At 54.4% G+C, this 17383-nt stretch carries 11 protein-coding genes; 2 read left to right on the forward strand and 9 right to left on the reverse strand.

The features are described 5' to 3' along the window. A partial coding sequence (locus WMO45_RS10050) for a hypothetical protein (RefSeq protein WP_349140594.1) occupies window positions 1-257 on the reverse strand: 257 nt, incomplete at its 3' end. Between the two features lie 362 nt (window positions 258-619). Between WMO45_RS10050 and WMO45_RS10055 the strand changes: the two genes are divergently transcribed. Both WMO45_RS10055 and WMO45_RS10060 read left to right on the forward strand, forming a co-directional pair. Further along, window positions 620-1831, forward strand: a complete 1212-nt coding sequence (locus tag WMO45_RS10055; protein ID WP_349140595.1) for a glutamine synthetase family protein — start codon at window positions 620-622, stop codon at window positions 1829-1831. 35 nt (window positions 1832-1866) lie between these two features. Continuing rightward, the gene (locus WMO45_RS10060) at window positions 1867-2451 is read left to right on the forward strand and encodes an ANTAR domain-containing response regulator (RefSeq protein ID WP_349140596.1); all 585 of its coding nucleotides are present in this window, start codon (window positions 1867-1869) and stop codon (window positions 2449-2451) included. A gap of 140 nt (window positions 2452-2591) precedes the next feature. On the opposite strand, the gene WMO45_RS10065 is transcribed toward WMO45_RS10060, so the two are convergent. The 8 genes from WMO45_RS10065 to WMO45_RS10100 all read right to left on the reverse strand — a co-directional run bounded on the left by WMO45_RS10065 (window position 2592) and on the right by WMO45_RS10100 (window position 17141). Next, window positions 2592-4715 carry a hypothetical protein gene (locus WMO45_RS10065; RefSeq protein WP_349140597.1) on the reverse strand — a complete coding sequence of 708 codons (2124 nt, stop codon included), beginning with the start codon at window positions 4713-4715 and terminating at the stop codon, window positions 2592-2594. 13 nt (window positions 4716-4728) lie between these two features. Beyond that, window positions 4729-8112, reverse strand: a complete 3384-nt coding sequence (locus WMO45_RS10070) for a sugar-binding domain-containing protein (RefSeq protein WP_349140598.1) — start codon at window positions 8110-8112, stop codon at window positions 4729-4731. Between the two features lie 14 nt (window positions 8113-8126). Continuing rightward, entirely contained in the window at window positions 8127-9644 is a 1518-nt protein-coding gene (locus tag WMO45_RS10075) for an S-layer homology domain-containing protein (RefSeq protein ID WP_349140599.1), read from the reverse strand. Between the two features lie 424 nt (window positions 9645-10068). Then, window positions 10069-12033: an oxidoreductase gene (locus WMO45_RS10080; RefSeq protein ID WP_349140601.1), complete on the reverse strand. Its 1965-nt coding sequence runs from the start codon at window positions 12031-12033 to the stop codon at window positions 10069-10071. A gap of 90 nt (window positions 12034-12123) precedes the next feature. Next, window positions 12124-14082: an oxidoreductase gene (locus tag WMO45_RS10085; RefSeq protein WP_349140602.1), complete on the reverse strand. Its 1959-nt coding sequence runs from the start codon at window positions 14080-14082 to the stop codon at window positions 12124-12126. 45 nt (window positions 14083-14127) lie between these two features. Then, entirely contained in the window at window positions 14128-15237 is a 1110-nt protein-coding gene (locus WMO45_RS10090; protein ID WP_349140603.1) for a YkvI family membrane protein, read from the reverse strand. A gap of 72 nt (window positions 15238-15309) precedes the next feature. Then, window positions 15310-16497: a MalY/PatB family protein gene (locus WMO45_RS10095; RefSeq protein WP_349140604.1), complete on the reverse strand. Its 1188-nt coding sequence runs from the start codon at window positions 16495-16497 to the stop codon at window positions 15310-15312. A gap of 176 nt (window positions 16498-16673) precedes the next feature. Continuing rightward, entirely contained in the window at window positions 16674-17141 is a 468-nt protein-coding gene (locus WMO45_RS10100; RefSeq protein WP_349140605.1) for a MarR family winged helix-turn-helix transcriptional regulator, read from the reverse strand. Between the last annotated feature and the right edge of the window lie 242 nt (window positions 17142-17383).

The following is a 17383-nucleotide window of genomic DNA, read 5'->3' on the forward strand; positions in this document are numbered from 1 at the left end:
GGGTGGTCGCTGGACACTTCCGTGATGGCCGTGCCCTCTTCCGGATATGTATTGATGTACAGATACTTGTCGGTGCCCGCCTCCAGGCTCTTCACGTCAAAGAGGCCATTCAGCACCAGCTTCGTGCCGGTGGGCACCTCTTCTGCGGCCACTGCCGGTTCAGCTGGTTCTGACGTGTACGCAGACGCCGGAAGTGTGCTTCCTGCGATGCTCAGTGCCAAGGCCAATGCTAGGACTCGGCTCATCTTCCGTTTCATCAAATCCCTCCTAATGTTACATGCGGTGACCGTGGAGTTTTGTGCGCAGCACAAAAACAACAGCCAATTTGCACACTAGTATAATAGATTACCTTAACGTTTACGTCAAGAAGATAGAATTAGCTAACACAATATTTAAGTAAAGTGCAACAAAAACAATAGAAAAAATTATACATTATGCATAAGGCGAGAAAAAGGAGTGTTCGCGGATTGTGGACAAGAAGGGGAATCTATGAAGGAGAATTGGAGCCCTTTTGACGCATTTATTGACAAACAGATCCTTTTAGCGGTATTTTAAGAATAAAATACAATGTTTCTGAAAGCAGCTGTTTTGATGCGTGGAAACGAGGTGGAGGGATATCATGAACTATACAGCACAAGAGGTTATGCAGTATGTACAGGAGGAGAATGTAAAATTTATCCGCCTGGCGTTCTGTGATGTTTACGGACGGCAGAAGAACCTCTCCATCATGCCTGGCGAGCTTCGCAGAGCCTTTGAAAGCGGCATGGCCTTTGATGCTTCTGCCATTACGGGGTTCGGCGGGGAGGTGCGTTCGGACCTGTTCCTGAGGCCTGACCCGACCACGCTATCAGCGCTGCCATGGCGACCGGAAAATGGTCGGGTGGTGCGAATGTTTTGTGACATTATCCGGCCTGATGGCTCCGCATTTGAAGCTGATGCCCGGCAGCTGCTGAAGCGGGCACAAGCGGAGGCTACGCGCCGGGGATATGCCTTCTCCTTTGGCGCGGAAATGGAGTTTTATCTGTTTCGGACCGATGAAAACGGTATGCCTACCAATCAGCCCTATGATCGGGCGGGTTATATGGATATTGCCCCTGATGACCGGGGGGAAAACGTCCGGAGAGAGATCTGTCTCACACTGGAGCAGATGGGCATCCGCCCTGAGAGCTCTCACCACGAGGAGGGGCCCGGGCAGAACGAGATTGACTTCCGCTATTCTGCCCCTATGAAGGCCGCCGATGATGCGGTCACATTCCGTTCGGTGGTCAAGACCATTGCCGCCAGCAATGGACTGTGGGCCGATTTCTCTCCCAAGCCCATCAGCGGCGCACCGGGCAGCGGATTGCACATCAATCTTTCGGTCCACGGCCCGGACGAGAGCGACCCTATGCCTCAGGTTATTGCCGGCATGATGGAGCACATTTATAATATGACCGCGTTTTTTAACCCCTGCCAGGAATCCTATTTGCGCCTTGGCAGCAGTAAAGCGCCGGGCTTTATCACCTGGTCTTCGGAAAACCGTTCCCAGCTCATCCGGGTACCTGCGGCAGAGGGAGAGTACCGGCGAGTGGAATTGCGTTCCCCCGATCCTACGGCCAATCCTTATATTGCCTTTGCATTGCTGATTTATGCCGGACTGGATGGCATCCAGAGAGCACTTCCACTGCCACCCAGTACTGACCTTAACCTCTATGGCGCGCCGGAGGAGCAGCTGGCCGCTTTCCGCCGCCTGCCCGCTTCGCTGGAGGAGGCCAGGGCTGCTGCGGCATCCAGCGCATTTATCCGCCAATATCTGCCGGCTGCTTTGCTGGCGGCCTACACTGGGGGATGAGCAGTATCTTCCGCAGCGGTGGAGGAGGGAGAGAGATGGTGTTTCAAGAGCGGACTTACAGCGTGCTGCTGGTCTCCGCAGGCGAGAAATTTGCAAAGACCCTGGCGGAGCTGATGCCGCCCGCGCGTTTCTGGCCGGTGACAGTGGTAAAGAGCGCCGATGAGGCGCGGCGGGTCCGGCTTTCCGGCGGGTATGACATAATACTTATAAATACGCCCCTCCCCGACGAGCTGGGGGTACAGCTGGCCATTGATCTGTGTGCCCACAGTGATGCCGGCGTACAACTGCTTGTCCGGACGGAGCTGTTTCAGGAGGTCTATGACAAGGTGACGGAGCATGGCGTGCTGGCCTTGGCAAAGCCCACTTCCACCCCCATGCTGGTCCAGTCTTTGCGGGCACTGTGTGCAGTCCGGGAGCGGCTGCGGCGGGCAGAGGCCAAGCAGGCCACAGTGGAGGAGAAAATCCAGGAGATCCGCCTGGTGAACCGGGCCAAGTGGACGCTGATTCAGTGCCGGGGCATGTCGGAGGAGCAGGCCCACCGCTACATTGAAAAGCAGGCTATGGATACCCGCTCGTCCAGGCGGGAGGTGGCGGCCCGTATTCTGGAGGAGTGTGGGTAAACCATTATGGTTCCACCCGCTTCGAAATGTGCTAAAAAGGCGGCCGTAATTGCAAAATGCGATTACAGCCGCCAAAATAATTGAGTTGCCCCCTGGTACAGGCCAAACGGTCCTGTACCAGGGGGCTTTTTGTTCATTGATCAGCGTGTCCAGATGTAGATGCGGATCTGATCCTGCCCTTGATCAAAGTCAGCGGGCAGATCCCAGTTGACATTTACTGTGAACTCACCTACGTCAGCTTCTTCCGCCGAAAGCTGTTTTGCGTGGCTGTCTTTCAGAGCGCCGTTTTGATCATAGACCGCGATGACGAATGCCAGGTCCTCATCAGGCACATAATTCATGGTTCCGCTCAGGTTGACCAGACGTGTGTACTCTTCGTTGAAACCGATGGTCTGGATCTGGAGCATCTCCACAGGGGTAATATGGACATCCCACTCATCGTAAAGAGCAGCGTCAGTCTTACTGGTAGCCCGGACAGTAATGGTCTGCTCTGACGTGCTGCCAAGGACCGTCAACAGGCCGTCCTCTCCGATGGAGATATCGTCAGGGAAGATTTTCTCTCCATCCTGATAGAGTTCGTACATGAAAGCGCTGCTGCTGCTGGGCATCGCTTCGCCCTTGGCGGTGAACAGTTTGCCGGTGAACTGAAGCGTGCTGGCAGCAGGGATCTCGGTTTTGTCACCCTCAGCGCTCAGCTTGACTTCGCTGGGAGCCACTTCATAGACCCGAACATTGTCGATGCTGACGCCCTTGTCAATCACCATGCGGTTGGTGGCGCGGTCATTCCGCCGATAGATATTCTCGAATTTCTGGATCTCGCCGGTCAGCTGACCATTGCTGTCGTAGGCCTGAACATAGAGGTCCACCTGACCGTCATCCACACCGTAGGTGCCGCGCAGAGTGATCTGGTACCAGGTATCGGCGTCTACATTCGCGTCATAGCTGGCGCCTTTTTCTACCGCGAGCGTGGTGCCGCTGCGGTAAAGATGGGTGTTAAAGTTACCGCTTGTACCGGATTTATTCCGCAGAGTGAAGCCGGCACCGTCTGTTTCAAACCGGATGTCCGCCTGCCAGACGGTAAAGCTGGACAGCTCACGGCCCCAGTTGAACTCAAACAGAGTATCGCTGCTGTTGCTGGGGTCGGTACGGTAATAGGGGGTGCCATTGGGAGACTGACCATCCTTGATCAGCAGAGCGCCGGTACGATCTTCAGCGGCACAGTTGTCGTAAAAATAGGTGCTGCCCTGGAGCCAGTCCGAGTGCTCTTTGTCAAAAGGATCCCCGGGCTCGGGCTTGCTGTTGTCCTCACCGGGATTTACCGGGTCGTCAGAGGCGTTGACCGTGATCTTCAGCTCATCCGAGGTCACACCGCCGCTGGTGGCTGTAACGGTGACGGTCTGGTCGGCAGCATCGGCGTCCGAGGTCAGAAGACCGGTATCGTTGATGTGGACCTTGTCATCTGTGCTCCCGCTCAGGGCATAGGTAACGGCATCGGGCATGGGCTCATTGTATTCCGTCAGAGCGGTTCCCGTCAGCTGGAGCATTTCGCCTGCGGTGATTTCTGTCTTGTCTTCTTCGGCGTTCAAACGGACGGAAGACACGGGGACCTCGGTCACATGGATGTTGTCTGCGCTGGCATCCCCGGTAAAGACCAGACGGTCGGGCTTGGCCTTGTTACTGCGGGAGGCAAAGCCTTCTGCAAAGGTCTGCCGCTCGCCCGTCAGTACCCCGTCCTGATAGGACTGGAGATAGAGCGAATAGTAGGAATTGCCTGCGGTCTGATCGCCAAGGCTGTAGCCGCGTATCGTGACATGGTACCAGGCTGCAGGATCAATAGCGACTTCAGCTCCGCCGCTGACGCGCTGCAGCACCAGTTTCCCGTCGGTTACACTGGCCTGGATTGCGGGGTCGCCGCCGTACATCCTGTCGCGGTTTTTGTCGGCCTCGCGCAGTTCAAAACCGCCGCCCTCCTGTCCAAACCGCAGATCAAACTCGATGTTCAAAAAACTGCTCTTCTGTTCCTCAGAAAAATCAACTGCAAAGCCGCTTTTGCCGTCTGCGTCGTTTTCTCCGTTCCACTGGTAATATGAGGTGCTCCAGGTGCTGTCGGCATCGGTTACCTTTACATATCGGCCATTGGAGGCATCGCTGCCGTCGTTGGAATAGTCCAGCCGGCTGTCGGCTGCCCAGGCGGTCGAGGTGCAGCCCAGGGTCAGAGCGGCAGCCATCGACAGGGCCAGCACTTTTTTCCGGATTGTGTTCATTCTGTTTCCTCCCTTATGCCGTTTTTCCGGTAGTGACACGGAACTCCGTCATGCCGGATGTCCAGTCGTTGGTCTGGAACCCAAAACCTCTGGCAATGGCGCTCAGTTCTGCATAAAGTACACCGTCACGGAATTCCGCCATCTGATTGATGGTGGAGTCCTGACCGCTGGCGTTGGTCATCAAGGAGCCTGTCAGCGTTACCGTCTTATCACCCACTTTGATGGTCAAAGGGGTGCTTTCCAAAACATCTCCAGGTTTTGGCAGGGTATACTCTGCACCCAGTGCTTTCAGGAAAGGCTCCACGGGGCCAAAAACGCAACTTGCCGTTTCATAAGCGGTCAGCGCTGTACCGGAAGTGCCGGTGCCAAAATCTACTTTGTTGTCATTGACGTAGACATCCACAACTTTTACTTCGGGGCCTTCGTCCTTGACGATAACGGTATTACCACCTTCGCCGAACTTGACCTCCACATATCCGGCCACGGGCTTCATGCCGCTGATGGAGGGCTCGGGCTCGGGCTCAGGTACGATACCGGGGTCAGCGATCTGCTGCGGCATCTGAGTGGTCAGCCCTCCGGTGGTTTCCACGGACTGAGAAGTGAGGGTAATGCTGGCGTCGGGCAGACCTTCCCGCTTAACGGTGAGAGTGATATCACCGGCGGTGTAGCCCGCACGCAGGAAGACACGGTTGGTGCCGCACTCCGCGCGAATGGTGCTGGGGTCACGGTTCAGCTCTGCAGCATTGACCTGATCCTCACCATAGTTGACAATATAGCCGCTGTTGTAGCCGCCGCGCAGTTCCGCCGGACCCTCCACGGAGAGCTTGAGTTCGCTGTAATCCAGAGGAAGGACACGGCCCTGAGCGTCTACGATTTCCACATCTACAAAAGCCACATCCGAGCCGTCGGCCAGCAAGCCCTGAGGGCCGGTATGGGCCGTCAGGCGGATGGAAGCGGCCTCACCGGCGGTTTCGATTTTGTGGCGGGCCAGCTCTTCGCCCTTGCTGTTGTAGGAGACGGCCTCGATGTAGCTGCCTTCGGTGCACTGGGTGATGTCAATACCGGGGAAGGCGTAAACGAAGCCATCGGACGGACTTCCGTTCTTGCCTACGGACTGACCGTTGATGAACAGTTCCACATACTTACAGTTGGAGGCCAACACATAGACCGTCTTATTCTTGGGGTCACGTCCCTCGGGATAGACACTGGGGTCGGTGGGATAGTTCCAGTGGCCGACCAGATAGATGGAGGGCTTTGTGCTCTGAAGCACCTGGAATGCGTAGAAAGACTGCTTCAAATTACGGGCGGGGTCTACGCGGCCGCTCATACGGGCGTTCTCGGTCTGGGTATTACGCCCATGCTGGATAGAGTCGGTCCAGCACAGGGCTGCCGCTGCAGAGTAGACCGGGGTTTTGCTGTTGGCCCCCACACGGCTGTTGTAAAACTCCATGTAGGCCCCGGCGCTGTTGATTACAAAGTCCTCGGCGGTCATATCCCAGGCATCGCCTTCATTGGCGGTGGGTCCATGCTTATAATCAAAGTCCGGGGGAGAGAAGTCGTCCCATACCCGGCGGGGCGCCTCTTCGCGGTAATATTCGCTCTCTACAATGGCACGCTTATCACGGGTCTCTTCGCCGTTGCCGGTGAATTTGCCGTCGTAGTAGACTTTGCGGCCAAGCATAGTGCCTACGTATTCGGAAGCGTCAACTGCAGCCATCTCATCCGCCAATGCGCGGCAGCCCATGGAACGACCGCCGTGGGGATCCAGCTGCTTGCGCAGGTCGGTCATCTCTTTCATGTGTTCAGCGCTGACACTGCTGTTGCCTGCCTCCCAGAAAAGAATGGAGGGGCTGTTGCGGAAATAAATAATGGTGTCCCGCATGGCTTCTACACGCTGGTCCCACTGGCGTCCGGAGACATCGCCCTCCTTGTCGCCGGCGGGCTGCACACAGGCAATGCCATATTTGTCGCAAGCACGGATATCTGCCGGCTGGGCGGCCACGTGCATCCAGCGAATAAAGTTGGCGTTGCTCTGGCGGACCAGCTCCATATCATAATCATGCATCCAGTCCGGTGCTACGCCGATTGCGGCCCATTCGTTGGTGGAGCGCTGCGCATAGCCGGTGAGCCATACCAGCTCATCATTGATATAGATGCCGCCATCTACACCGCCCTTGGATTCCACCTTGCGGAAACCGGTGGTAATTTCGGTGACATCAAGCACATTGCCTTCGCTGTCCTTCAGGATGGAGTAGACCTGATAGAGATAGGGATCCTTGGTGCTCCACAGATGCAGTCCGCTTACCCGTGCAGACGCAGTAATGGTCTTTACCTCTACGGTAGAGGTATCGGTAGGAGCGGGGTCTTCTGCATAGGCGTCATCGGGAACAACGGTCTGAAATGCTGCGCCTTTATCCTGGGCAACGGGAACGGTGACATTGGCCTCGGATGCAAAGTGATACCAGAGCATTCCGTCACGGTCCACCACAGCCACTTCAAGGGTCAGGTCTTGGGCGGCCTCGGATTCGTTGCGTACTTCGGCTTCCACAGTGATCGTGGCGGTTTTGTTGGGAATGTCAAAGTCGCTGCCGTACACATAGGCGCCGGTGGTTTTCAGGTTGCTGTACAGGGGCAGGGTCTGATAGACGTCATTTTTTACATGCAGAATGACATCCCGTGTCAAACCGCCGACGGTGGGATTAAAGTCATTGGTGTTCCACTGGTAACCCACGCCATCGTTGCTGCCCGGTGTGCTGCCTGGGCGGGTCTCCGACATGTAGTTGGTCATACCGCGGGCGGAGGTGTTGTCCAGCGCCACCGCAATGACGTTATCTTGATCGGAACCGAACTGCACATACTCGGAGATATCGAAGCCAAAGGGGTCTACGCCGTGCTCATAGTATCCGACAAACTGGCCGTTGACATAGAGATAGGCAGCCTGACGTACTCCTTCGAATTCGAGGAAAATCTTCTTGCCGGCATGTTCCTCATCCAGGGAAAAGTGTTTGCGGTAAAAGGTGATGCACCGGGTTCCAGCATCGCCTGCACCGGTGATGAGGCTGTCAAACAGCTCACCGTCATTAAAGGTGTGTGGTACGCTCACGGTTTCCCAGGAGCTGTCATCCAGAGCGGGATCGTAAAATTCCTTGCCGCCAAACGCATTCCGTACGCTCTCCTGTGCGGCGGACAGGGGCCAGTTGTTCCCCTCCGGCATATAGAACTTCCAATCCAGATTCATGTTGTAGTCCACATTGGGGGATACCGGTACCACATAAGTGGTATCCTCTGCCGGTGCCTGGGGGTCGCTGGTTTCGGCAGCCAGGGCGCTCCCGGCAGGCAGGAGCATCTGGACCGCCATCAGTACGGCCAGAAATAGGCTCAAACGCTGTTTCTTCATGATCTTACCTCTCCTCACTTCTCGAAGCTGTCCAGTATGATGGACTCGCCGCCGCCGATCAGCAGGGTATAGACACCCTCTCCGGCTCCGCGTTCCAACGGGAAGGAAACGGTAAAGCGGCCATCGGCGTCCACGTCAAACTCTCCGATGTAGCTGGCCTGGTCCAGGTGGTCAAACCAGCCGGCAGCCCCACCCGTGTAGCCAGGTTCCATGCAGATGACGGAGGCCCGGCTGTCTGCAAGTTCGACCAGCGTACCCGTTACAGTGACGGTATCTCCATCCACAACGGCATCCACATTGGGATTGTCCGGATATTCAGAGCCTTCCTCCTCTACATAGACCCGGAAGGTTGTACTGGCATCCTTACAGTTTTCAGCCTGCGCCTTTACTGTAATGGTGGTCATACCAGGCGCGCCCGGAACGATGAGCAGTTCAGAGCCTTCCAGAGAGACCTGTGCTACACTACTGATGCTGGAGGATGCACTCAGTGTTGCCTGGCTGTCATTGCTGGTTTTGGCCGTTAAAGTTACACGATGAGTGGCCCCTTCTGCCTGAAGCGTCAGGTCCTCAAGAACGGGCAATGTGATCGTTCCCATTTCGGTGTCAGGCTCCTCAGTGTCGCCGCCGCTGGAGCTCTGGGTCCATTTGGCGTAGAGGGTCAGATCTGCATTCACAGGCTCGGAGAAATCATATTTCACAGTCAATGCCTTGTCACTGTACCAGCCCGAGAAGCGATATCCGCTCCTGGTAGGATCTGCGGGGCGCTGGGCACGGGTTCCGGCCTGCACCACCTGTCCCTCCACCGAGCTGCCGCCATTGCTGTTGAAGGTAATGCGGAAACTCCCTGCCGGGACCTCACCGGACGACTGACCATCTGCGATGTCGGCCAGCCGAGAGATCACTGCGGCCACTTCCGCACGCTGTACCTGGCGTGCGGGACCAAAGCTGCCGTCTGTGTAGCCGTTCATCAGACCGCTTTGCTGACAGTCCGTGACCGCTTCCGCAGCCCAGCTGCTGATGGAACTTGCATCTGTAAAAGCCGCAGGGGTCTGCGTCTGTTCCAGATCAAGTCCTGCATGCGCGCAGTAGCGGGTAAGCATCACTGCCATCTGCTCACGGGTGATTGCCTGTTCAGGCAGAAAAGCATCGTTGCCATTGCCCTGGGTGACACCGCTGTCAACAGCCCAGTCTACGGCGCCAGTGTACCAGCTTCCGGCCGGTACGTCGTGGAACCCGGTAGATGCGCTGTTATCCACACTGGTTCCGTCCAGCCGGCTGAGGACCGTCACGAACATGGCTCTGGTCATAGGACTTTCGGGAGAAAAGGTCGTGCCATCTCCCGTTCCGAGAAACAGACCTCTGGATGCCACATCCGATATGTACGCATAGGCCCAGTGCGTTCCGGGCACATCTGTAAACTGTGCAGGTTCCGCTGCGGAAGCGTATCCCGTGCCCAGATAAGGGATCGCAGATGCCAGCGTGGTGAACGCCAACAAGAGCGACAGACTCCGTTTCGTCCGATTCATCTTCATCCAAACACTCCTCTTTTGATAAGATCCTCGCTTGTCAGTAATTCGTTTTCGTAGCCCCTGTGGCCAGTATCTCCCTTCTTTCCGGTCTATAAGCGTTACTTTTATTGTAGCATACTTGAATGATATGTTCAATATTGCCCAAAGTGTTGCCTTAATTTTTGTGCATAACATAAAATTCTATTGGAATTATAAAATGCGATACAAGCGGAAAGATTCCTATTTAGGACAATAAAAGGATAATTTTAGGTAAAACGTTTTCGAAATGGACCAAAATTGATTTGTACAATCTGCTGACTATTTTGGAAACTCCAAACATAAAAAATATGGGCGCAGAGGAAACCAGCTCTCAACGCCCACATTTTTATGTTAAGGAAAAGAAGTAAAGGCTTGGAATATGAACTTGATAAATTTGCAATAGCGGAAATCAAATTCTACCCACGTTGCGGGCAACATAATAGGCCTGTGTTGTGGCATTCATAATGTTTTTGGGAGACACACAGTCTCCGATCTGATAAAACTCCTTTGCCATGCCGGCCAGTGCCGCTCCTTCTTTCTGCAGCGGCTGCTGCCCCACGGCATAGACCACCGTATCTGCGGTAAAAACGGCTTCGCCATCTGTGGTGCTGCACAGAACGCCTTCTTCCGTAATCTGTTCCGCTTTTGTTTCAAAATGAAGCTGAATTCCATACTTCTTGAGCTGAACCTTCACGCCCCGCACATGGCGGTCATTTCCACCGTCGTTGATTTTTGTATCCATCTCAACAATCGTTACATGCTTTCCCAAACTGGCCAAATAGATTCCCAGCTCTACTCCAACCAGTCCGGCACCGAGGATTACGACCTCTTGTCCCACCTGTTCAGGGGTCACATAGGCCTGCTCAGCGGATTTTACATGGGGAAGATGGATACCGGGAATGTTGGGGCGAACCGGCCTAGCCCCCAAGGCGGCGATTATGACATCTGTCCCGATGCGAGCGGCATATTCCGGGGTCACCTCCGTGTTGAGCCGGAGATCAATGGGCGCTTTGCGGATGGCCCGCTCCTGTCCGCTGATATACTCCGCCAACTTTTCCTTAAAAGGTACTTGCTCTTCACAGAGAAGCGTGCCGCCCAACCGCGGCCCCTTTTCACACAATATGACGTCATGTCCACGCTGCGCGCAGATCAGAGCGGCCTCCATTCCTGCAATGCCGCCGCCGGCCACCAGCACCTTTCGTTTATGCATGGGCGGCGTATCGTTGCGGGCCTCCAGTTCCCGACCTGCCTGGGGGTTAATGGCGCAGTAGAACTGCCCCTGAGACATCAGACTGGAAAAACACGCCAGGCAGCGCATGCATTTCCGAATCTCATCCTCACGGCCCATCCGGGCCTTCAGCGGCATATCAGGATCGCAGATCAGACCCCGGGCCATCTCCACCACGTCGGCCTGACCGGAGGCAATAATTTCTTCCATCAAGGCGGGATCATCCAGTGCACCCACCGTGGCGACGGGCGTCTTTACATGCTTTTTGATCTCCGCGGCATACTTGACATTTACTCCATCCGGCAAAAACATGCTGGGGTGGGTAATAGTAAACACTTCCTCCACCTCATGGTTACCGGCGGAGACGTGGAGCAGATCGCAATACCCGTCAAGCTGTTTGGCAAAGGCAATCCCCTCTTCGATGCCAAAGCCGCCTTCATAGGCCTCGCTGCCGGAGAAACGGAACTCGATGGGAAAGCGGGGACCGCATGTCTTGCGGATGGCCTTGCAGATTTCAATAGCCAGCCGGGAGCGATTTTCAATATCAGGGCCGCCCCATTTATCCGTCCGGGTATTGAGAATGGGAGACATAAATTGGCTGAGCAGCCATCCGTGGCCGCCATGGATGGTAACCATGGTAAATCCTGCTCGTTTGGCATATTGGGCGGCGGCCGCGAATTGCCCGACCACTTCCCAGATTTTTTCCTCTGTCATGCCCAGAATGATCCGTCCATTTTTCTCACAGTCCACTGGTCCGTACGCCAGACCCCGTGAGGCTTCACCGGTGATCCCGCTGAGCCTGCTGGCGAACATGCCCGCATGACACAGCTCGGCAGAGCAGTTTGCTCCATGCATCCGCACGGCGTTGGTAATGCGGCAGAGCATATAAAAGCTGTTGGGATCGTCCATCGGCACATGATGGGTGCCGCTGCGCCCGGTTTTGGAATCCACAACAAGCTCTCCCAGCGCAACGGAGGCAACGCCGCCCTTTGCCTTTCTCTCATAGTAGGCGATGGCCTCTGGAGGAAGGTCGCAGAAGCGATTCATGTCCTGGTAGCCTGTGGGGGATGCGAAAATCCGGTTATTGAACAGCGTTCCTGCCAGTACAATGGGTTCAAACAGATGCTTGTACTTCAGTTGTTCCATGAGAGACCATCCTTTCTTTTATGAGTGATAAACGGCGGAGCGGCCCGCTTTTAGATGACCCAGGCCGCTCCGATGATGTACGATCTATGCTTAGTCTCTGCCAATATTGCGGGCAATGCTGTATGCCACAGAGGTAGCGTTCATGATATCCTTGGGTGCGACGCAGTCTGCAATCTGATAGAATTCCGGCGCGCACTCATTAAGCGCCATGCCTTCATCCCGCAGAGGCCGCTGGCCAACCGCATAAAGCACACTGTCCGCCTCAAAGAACCGCTCGCCCTCAGGGGTGGTGCAGCGCACGCCATGTGCTGTGATTTCCTCCGCCTTGGTAGACAGGTGGACGCCGATGTTGTGCTGCTTCAGCTGCATTTTTACGCCCCGCATATGGTGGACATGTCCGCCGTCGTTCATGTGGTCCGTCATCTCCACAATATCCACTGTTTTTCCCTGCCAGGCCAGGAAGATGGCCAGCTCCACGCCAACCAGGCCGGCACCCAGGATGACAACCCGCTGGCCGGTTTTTTCGGCGGCCACGTAGGCCTCCTCAGCAGACATGACGTTGGAGTTATCAATTCCCGGAATACAAGGCTTGACCGGCCGCGCGCCCAAAGCCGCGATGATCACATCCGCCTGAACGGAGGCGGCGTACTCCGGCGTCACTTCGGTATTCAATCGAACCTCAATACCTGACTCGGCGATCTTCCGCTCCTGCTGGTCCAGGTATTCCGACAAATGCACCTTGAACGGCACCTTCTCCTCACAACGAAGGGCACCGCCCAGCCGGCGGGTCTTTTCGCAGAGGATAACATGGTGCCCCCGCTTGGCGCAGGTCAGAGCTGCCTCCATGCCGGCGATACCGCCGCCGGCCACCAGCACTTTCTTGGACTGTGCAGGAGGGATCTCATACCGGGATTCCAGCTCCCGGCCGGCCTCGGGATTGATGGCACAGTAGAACTGGCCGTTGGACATGATGCTGGAGAAGCAGGAGAGGCAGCGCATGCATTTGCGGACGTCATTCTCCCGGCCGGTGCGGACCTTGACGGGCAGGTCAGGGTCGCAGATCAGTCCTCTTGCAATTTCCACCACATCGGCCTGGCCGGAGGCGATGATCTCCTCCATGAGGGCCGGATCGTCCAGCGCGCCCACCGTGGCAACGGGGGTCTTTACGTGCTTTTTGATCTCTGCGGCGTACGTTACATTCACACCGTCGGCCATAAACATGTCGGGAGAAGTGACGGTAAAAGCTTCGCTTTCGTGGTTGCCGGCGGAGACGTGCAGCAGGTCGCAGTATCCCTCCAGCTGCTTGGCAAAGGCAATGCCCTCTTCAATGCCGTAGCCGCCCTCGCACACCTCGCTGCCAGAGAACCGGTACTCAATGGGAAAGTTGGGACCGCAGACCTTTCGGATGGCCTTACACACCTCAATGGCGAACCTGGAGCGGTTTTCAATGCTGGGGCCGCCCCATTTATCCGTCCGGGTATTGATCTGGGGGGACATGAACTGGGTCAGCAGCCATCCGTGGCCGCCGTGAAGGGTGACCATACCAAAGCCGGCACGCTTAGCGTAGTCCGCCGCCGCGGCAAATTTTCCAATGGCATCCCAGATCATCTCCTCGGTCATGGGCAGGATGATCCGCCCGTCTTTGACGCACTCGATGGGGCTGTAGGCCAATCCGCGGGAAGCCTCGCCGGTGATGCCGCTGGAGCGTGCTGCAAACATGCCCGCATGGCACAGCTCTGCCGAGCACACTGCGCCCTGATTGCGCACGGCGTTGGTAATCCGGTTGAACATGACAAAATTGTGAGGGTCATCAATAGGGACGTCCTTGGCAATACGGCCCAGCTTGGAATCTACCGTCAGGTCGCCGATACACACAGAGGCCGCACCGCCTTTGGCCTTACGCTCATAATAGGCAATGGCCTCGGAGGGGAGCTCGCCGAAGCGGTTGGAATCCATAAAGCCAGTGGGGGCGGCAAAGATTCGGTTCCGAAACAGGGTACCGCCCAGAATGATGGGTTGGAACAGATGCGGATACTTGTTTTCCATCATGATAATGTCCTCTTTTCGTCTCAGTATGGTCTTACCTCTCCGGCATCATGCCTGCGCGGAGGTGATGTTTCGCCCTTTTACAATGTCCATAATTTTAGTCACCACAATACCGATGATAAAGATGATGCCCACATAGGAGGACATGGTCAGTACCAGATTCAGCAGCTGAGTAAAGGAGCCAAACAGGGAGTACACATAGGCGGCTACTCCTACCAGTACGGCTACCAGTCGATACCACTTATTGGTCTCTGGCACAAGATTGGAGGCCACAATCCAGTCCATGCCGGTTACTGTGGTATAAATTGCCAGAACCAGAATGATGCCATACACCGCGGAGAAGGCATTGCCCAGTCGGCCTGCCAGCATCAAAACGGGCACATCCGTGCCGCCAACGATGGAGCCATTGACCAGAAACGCAGTGAGCATGATGATCTGGATTACCATCATCGTAAGCTGACCAGAGATATTGCCGATGATCATCTCTTTGTCGCTGGTGTTGGGCCTGGTCACCACGGAGGCTACGTAGGACCCGGCCATCAGTACCACCAAGCTGAACTGCAGAAGACCTGCAATGACAAAATTGTCGGAGATACGCAGCTCTACACCCTGCTCCAGCAGCGCCGCATTGCCGGCGGCAAGACCATCGGTGGGATTGATAATGTTATAAATGCAAATAATCAGCACACCGGCCAGAATAATAGGAGCAATATTGCCCAAGATCGTGACCAGTTTCTTCATGCCCAGCATAGCAGTACCCACAGTAACCACCATCATGATCAGAGCACCGATATTGAGGTCAAGACCATAGTTCTGGTTCATGGTAGATGCGCCACCGGCAATCATGACCCCGCAGAACATAAACATCATAACAACGGTGTACCATCTTAAAAAAATACCCACGTATTTTCCACAATAATGCCGAAACATGCTGTTCATATCCACAATGTTTTTCTTCCGGCAGTCCCGTGACACGATAAACACCAGTACAGCAGTCAGGCTGGTGGAAAGGATCAAGCCTAGGATGCCCACCGCGCCCAGGGAACCAAAATACTGCATCAGTTCCTGGCCTGTACCAAAGGAAGCACCTACAGAAAATGAGAGATAGGCGCCGCTCAAAATGATGATTGTTGCCAGTGAGATTTTGTTGTTTTTCATGGTAACCCTCCTTGTTCTTAGCTCTCTCAATGGGATCTCTGCCGCTTACCACACTCCTTTTCCAGGACAGGGTTAGAATCCGCGCTTCTGATAGGCACTTTCTAACTGCTCTAAAGCCTGTTTCAGTGTTGCCCTGGCACATCCGATGTTCATGCGCATAAAGGACGCGGACGCACCTCCAAACAGCGTTCCTTCTTCCACCCCTACTCTTGCATCTTCCACAAAGAAACGCTTCAGCTCCTCTTGCTCAAGTCCCAATCCCGAACAGTCCAGCCACATCAGATAGGTTGCTTCGGGTTTTTGACAGCGAATCTTGGGCATATGCTCACGCAGATACTGATCCAAATAGAGATAATTGCCCCACAGGTAGTTCATCAGTTCCTCCACGTATTCCTCGCACCCGCCGTCAGAGTAGGCTGCTTTCCATGCAATAGAGCCGAATAGGTTTGGAATGTAACACCGGCGATCCAGCTCTTCCTCCAACCGCTCCAGCATGTCTCTGGACGGAGCAATCAACGCGGACATCTGCAGACCGGCGATATTAAACGTCTTGGAGGGGGAGACCGCTGTCACGGTAATTGCCGCAATCTCCGGACTGAGAGAGGCAATGGGAATGTGTTTGTGGCCGGGGTAAATCAGGTCAGAGTGAATTTCATCAGAGGCAATGACCACATGATGCTTCAGACAAATTTCCCCGATCTTCTCCAGCTCATCACGACGGTATACGCGGGAAACCGGATTGTGAGGATTACACAGCAACAGTATTTTATTGCAAGGGTCTTTTGCAAGACGTTCCAACTGTTCAAAGTCGATTGCCCAATGATCTCCATTGTTATACAGCTCATTGAGGCACAGTTTTCTTCTCGTCTTTTCAACTGCTTCCCGGAAGGGATAGTACACAGGCGGCTGAATAATCACGCCATCGCCCTCTTCACTGAAGGCGGAAATGATAGCATTCAGCCCAACGACCACGCCATTGCAATATGTAATCCATTGAGGATCCACATCCCACTGGTTCCGTTTTTTCTCCCACTGTGCCAGCAACGCGGCAGAATCGTGGTCGATTTGTCCGTATCCGTAGATGGGATGCGCCGCCCGCTTCTGAATGGCCTCCACAATTTCCTTTGGGCACGGAAAGTCGGTATCCGCCACCCACATAGGAATTACATCCGGCGCCTGGGGAAATTCTGATGCAACCTCATCCCACTTGTAGCTGAAGGTTCCATGCCTGTCCGGCAAATGGTCAAAATCGTAGTTCACACTGATGCCTCCTTTATAAAGCTTCCTAATAATTAAGCTAATTAACTATCTTGTGGCTACACTATAGCATATCCGCCAAAAAAGTCAAGATATATTTTTCAAAAAACGCCAAAAAACACAAACAAAACCGCCAGTCCGCATTTTCACGGAACTGGCGGCCCCATTATACTTTGTTTTCAGCCGTTTTCGTCAATATCGGCTTTAAATGCTTCATTCAGCCGTTTCTGGATGGCGATATACACAAGCAGTTCCTGTTCTGAAAAGTTATCCAGATAAGTATAACTTCTCTTTAAACAGGCTTCATCAAATTCCTCATGGGCACAATAGATTTCCCGGCCTCTATCGGTGAGGTAAAGCTTATACTCCCGGTTGTTCTGGCTGTTACGAACTTGGGTAAGCAGGCCCCTCTTCTGCAGTTTATGAACCATCTGAGAACAAGCGCTCTTCGTCTTGGAGGCATTGACTGCGATTTCTGTCATAGTGATACCGGGAGCTCTTCCAACCGCCTGTAATAAATGCATTTCCGATTGATAAAGGGTTTCCTCTCCATATCTGTGGACCATGGAATCATACTTCTCAGCTAAATCAAACCCTTCGTCAAATGCAGCAATCACATCACGAAAAAGTTCCATCCTACGTTCCATTTTATTACCCCTATATTTTGTATCTTTCTATTTATACATGAGCTACATAATTAAGCTATTTTAATATATTAGCTGTTCTCTTCTCTTTTTGCAAGCATTTTAGCTGCGACTTTGTTAAAGTTACGGAAAGGCACAGCACGCCGACATCACTTATGGAAAACAACTTCGGTAATAAAAATAGCAAATGGACCTTGAAACCCTTTTGGTTCAAGGTCCATCACTGGAATGTCAAACTCATATAG

Origin of the sequence: Flavonifractor hominis (assembly GCF_040095835.1) — a bacterium.
GTDB lineage: Bacteria > Bacillota > Clostridia > Oscillospirales > Oscillospiraceae > Flavonifractor > Flavonifractor hominis.

Bases quoted from the DNA above. Each gene is read 5' to 3' on its own strand.
- WMO45_RS10055 (WP_349140595.1), top strand. From the start codon at position 620: ATGAACTATACAGCACAAGAGGTTATGCAGTATGTACAGGAGGAGAAT.
- WMO45_RS10100 (WP_349140605.1), bottom strand. From the start codon at position 17,141: ATGGAACGTAGGATGGAACTTTTTCGTGATGTGATTGCTGCATTTGAC.
- WMO45_RS10080 (WP_349140601.1), bottom strand. From the start codon at position 12,033: ATGGAACAACTGAAGTACAAGCATCTGTTTGAACCCATTGTACTGGCA.
- WMO45_RS10090 (WP_349140603.1), bottom strand. From the start codon at position 15,237: ATGAAAAACAACAAAATCTCACTGGCAACAATCATCATTTTGAGCGGC.
- WMO45_RS10070 (WP_349140598.1), bottom strand. From the start codon at position 8,112: ATGAAGAAACAGCGTTTGAGCCTATTTCTGGCCGTACTGATGGCGGTC.
- WMO45_RS10075 (WP_349140599.1), bottom strand. From the start codon at position 9,644: ATGAAGATGAATCGGACGAAACGGAGTCTGTCGCTCTTGTTGGCGTTC.
- WMO45_RS10085 (WP_349140602.1), bottom strand. From the start codon at position 14,082: ATGATGGAAAACAAGTATCCGCATCTGTTCCAACCCATCATTCTGGGC.
- WMO45_RS10060 (WP_349140596.1), top strand. From the start codon at position 1,867: ATGGTGTTTCAAGAGCGGACTTACAGCGTGCTGCTGGTCTCCGCAGGC.
- WMO45_RS10065 (WP_349140597.1), bottom strand. From the start codon at position 4,715: ATGAACACAATCCGGAAAAAAGTGCTGGCCCTGTCGATGGCTGCCGCT.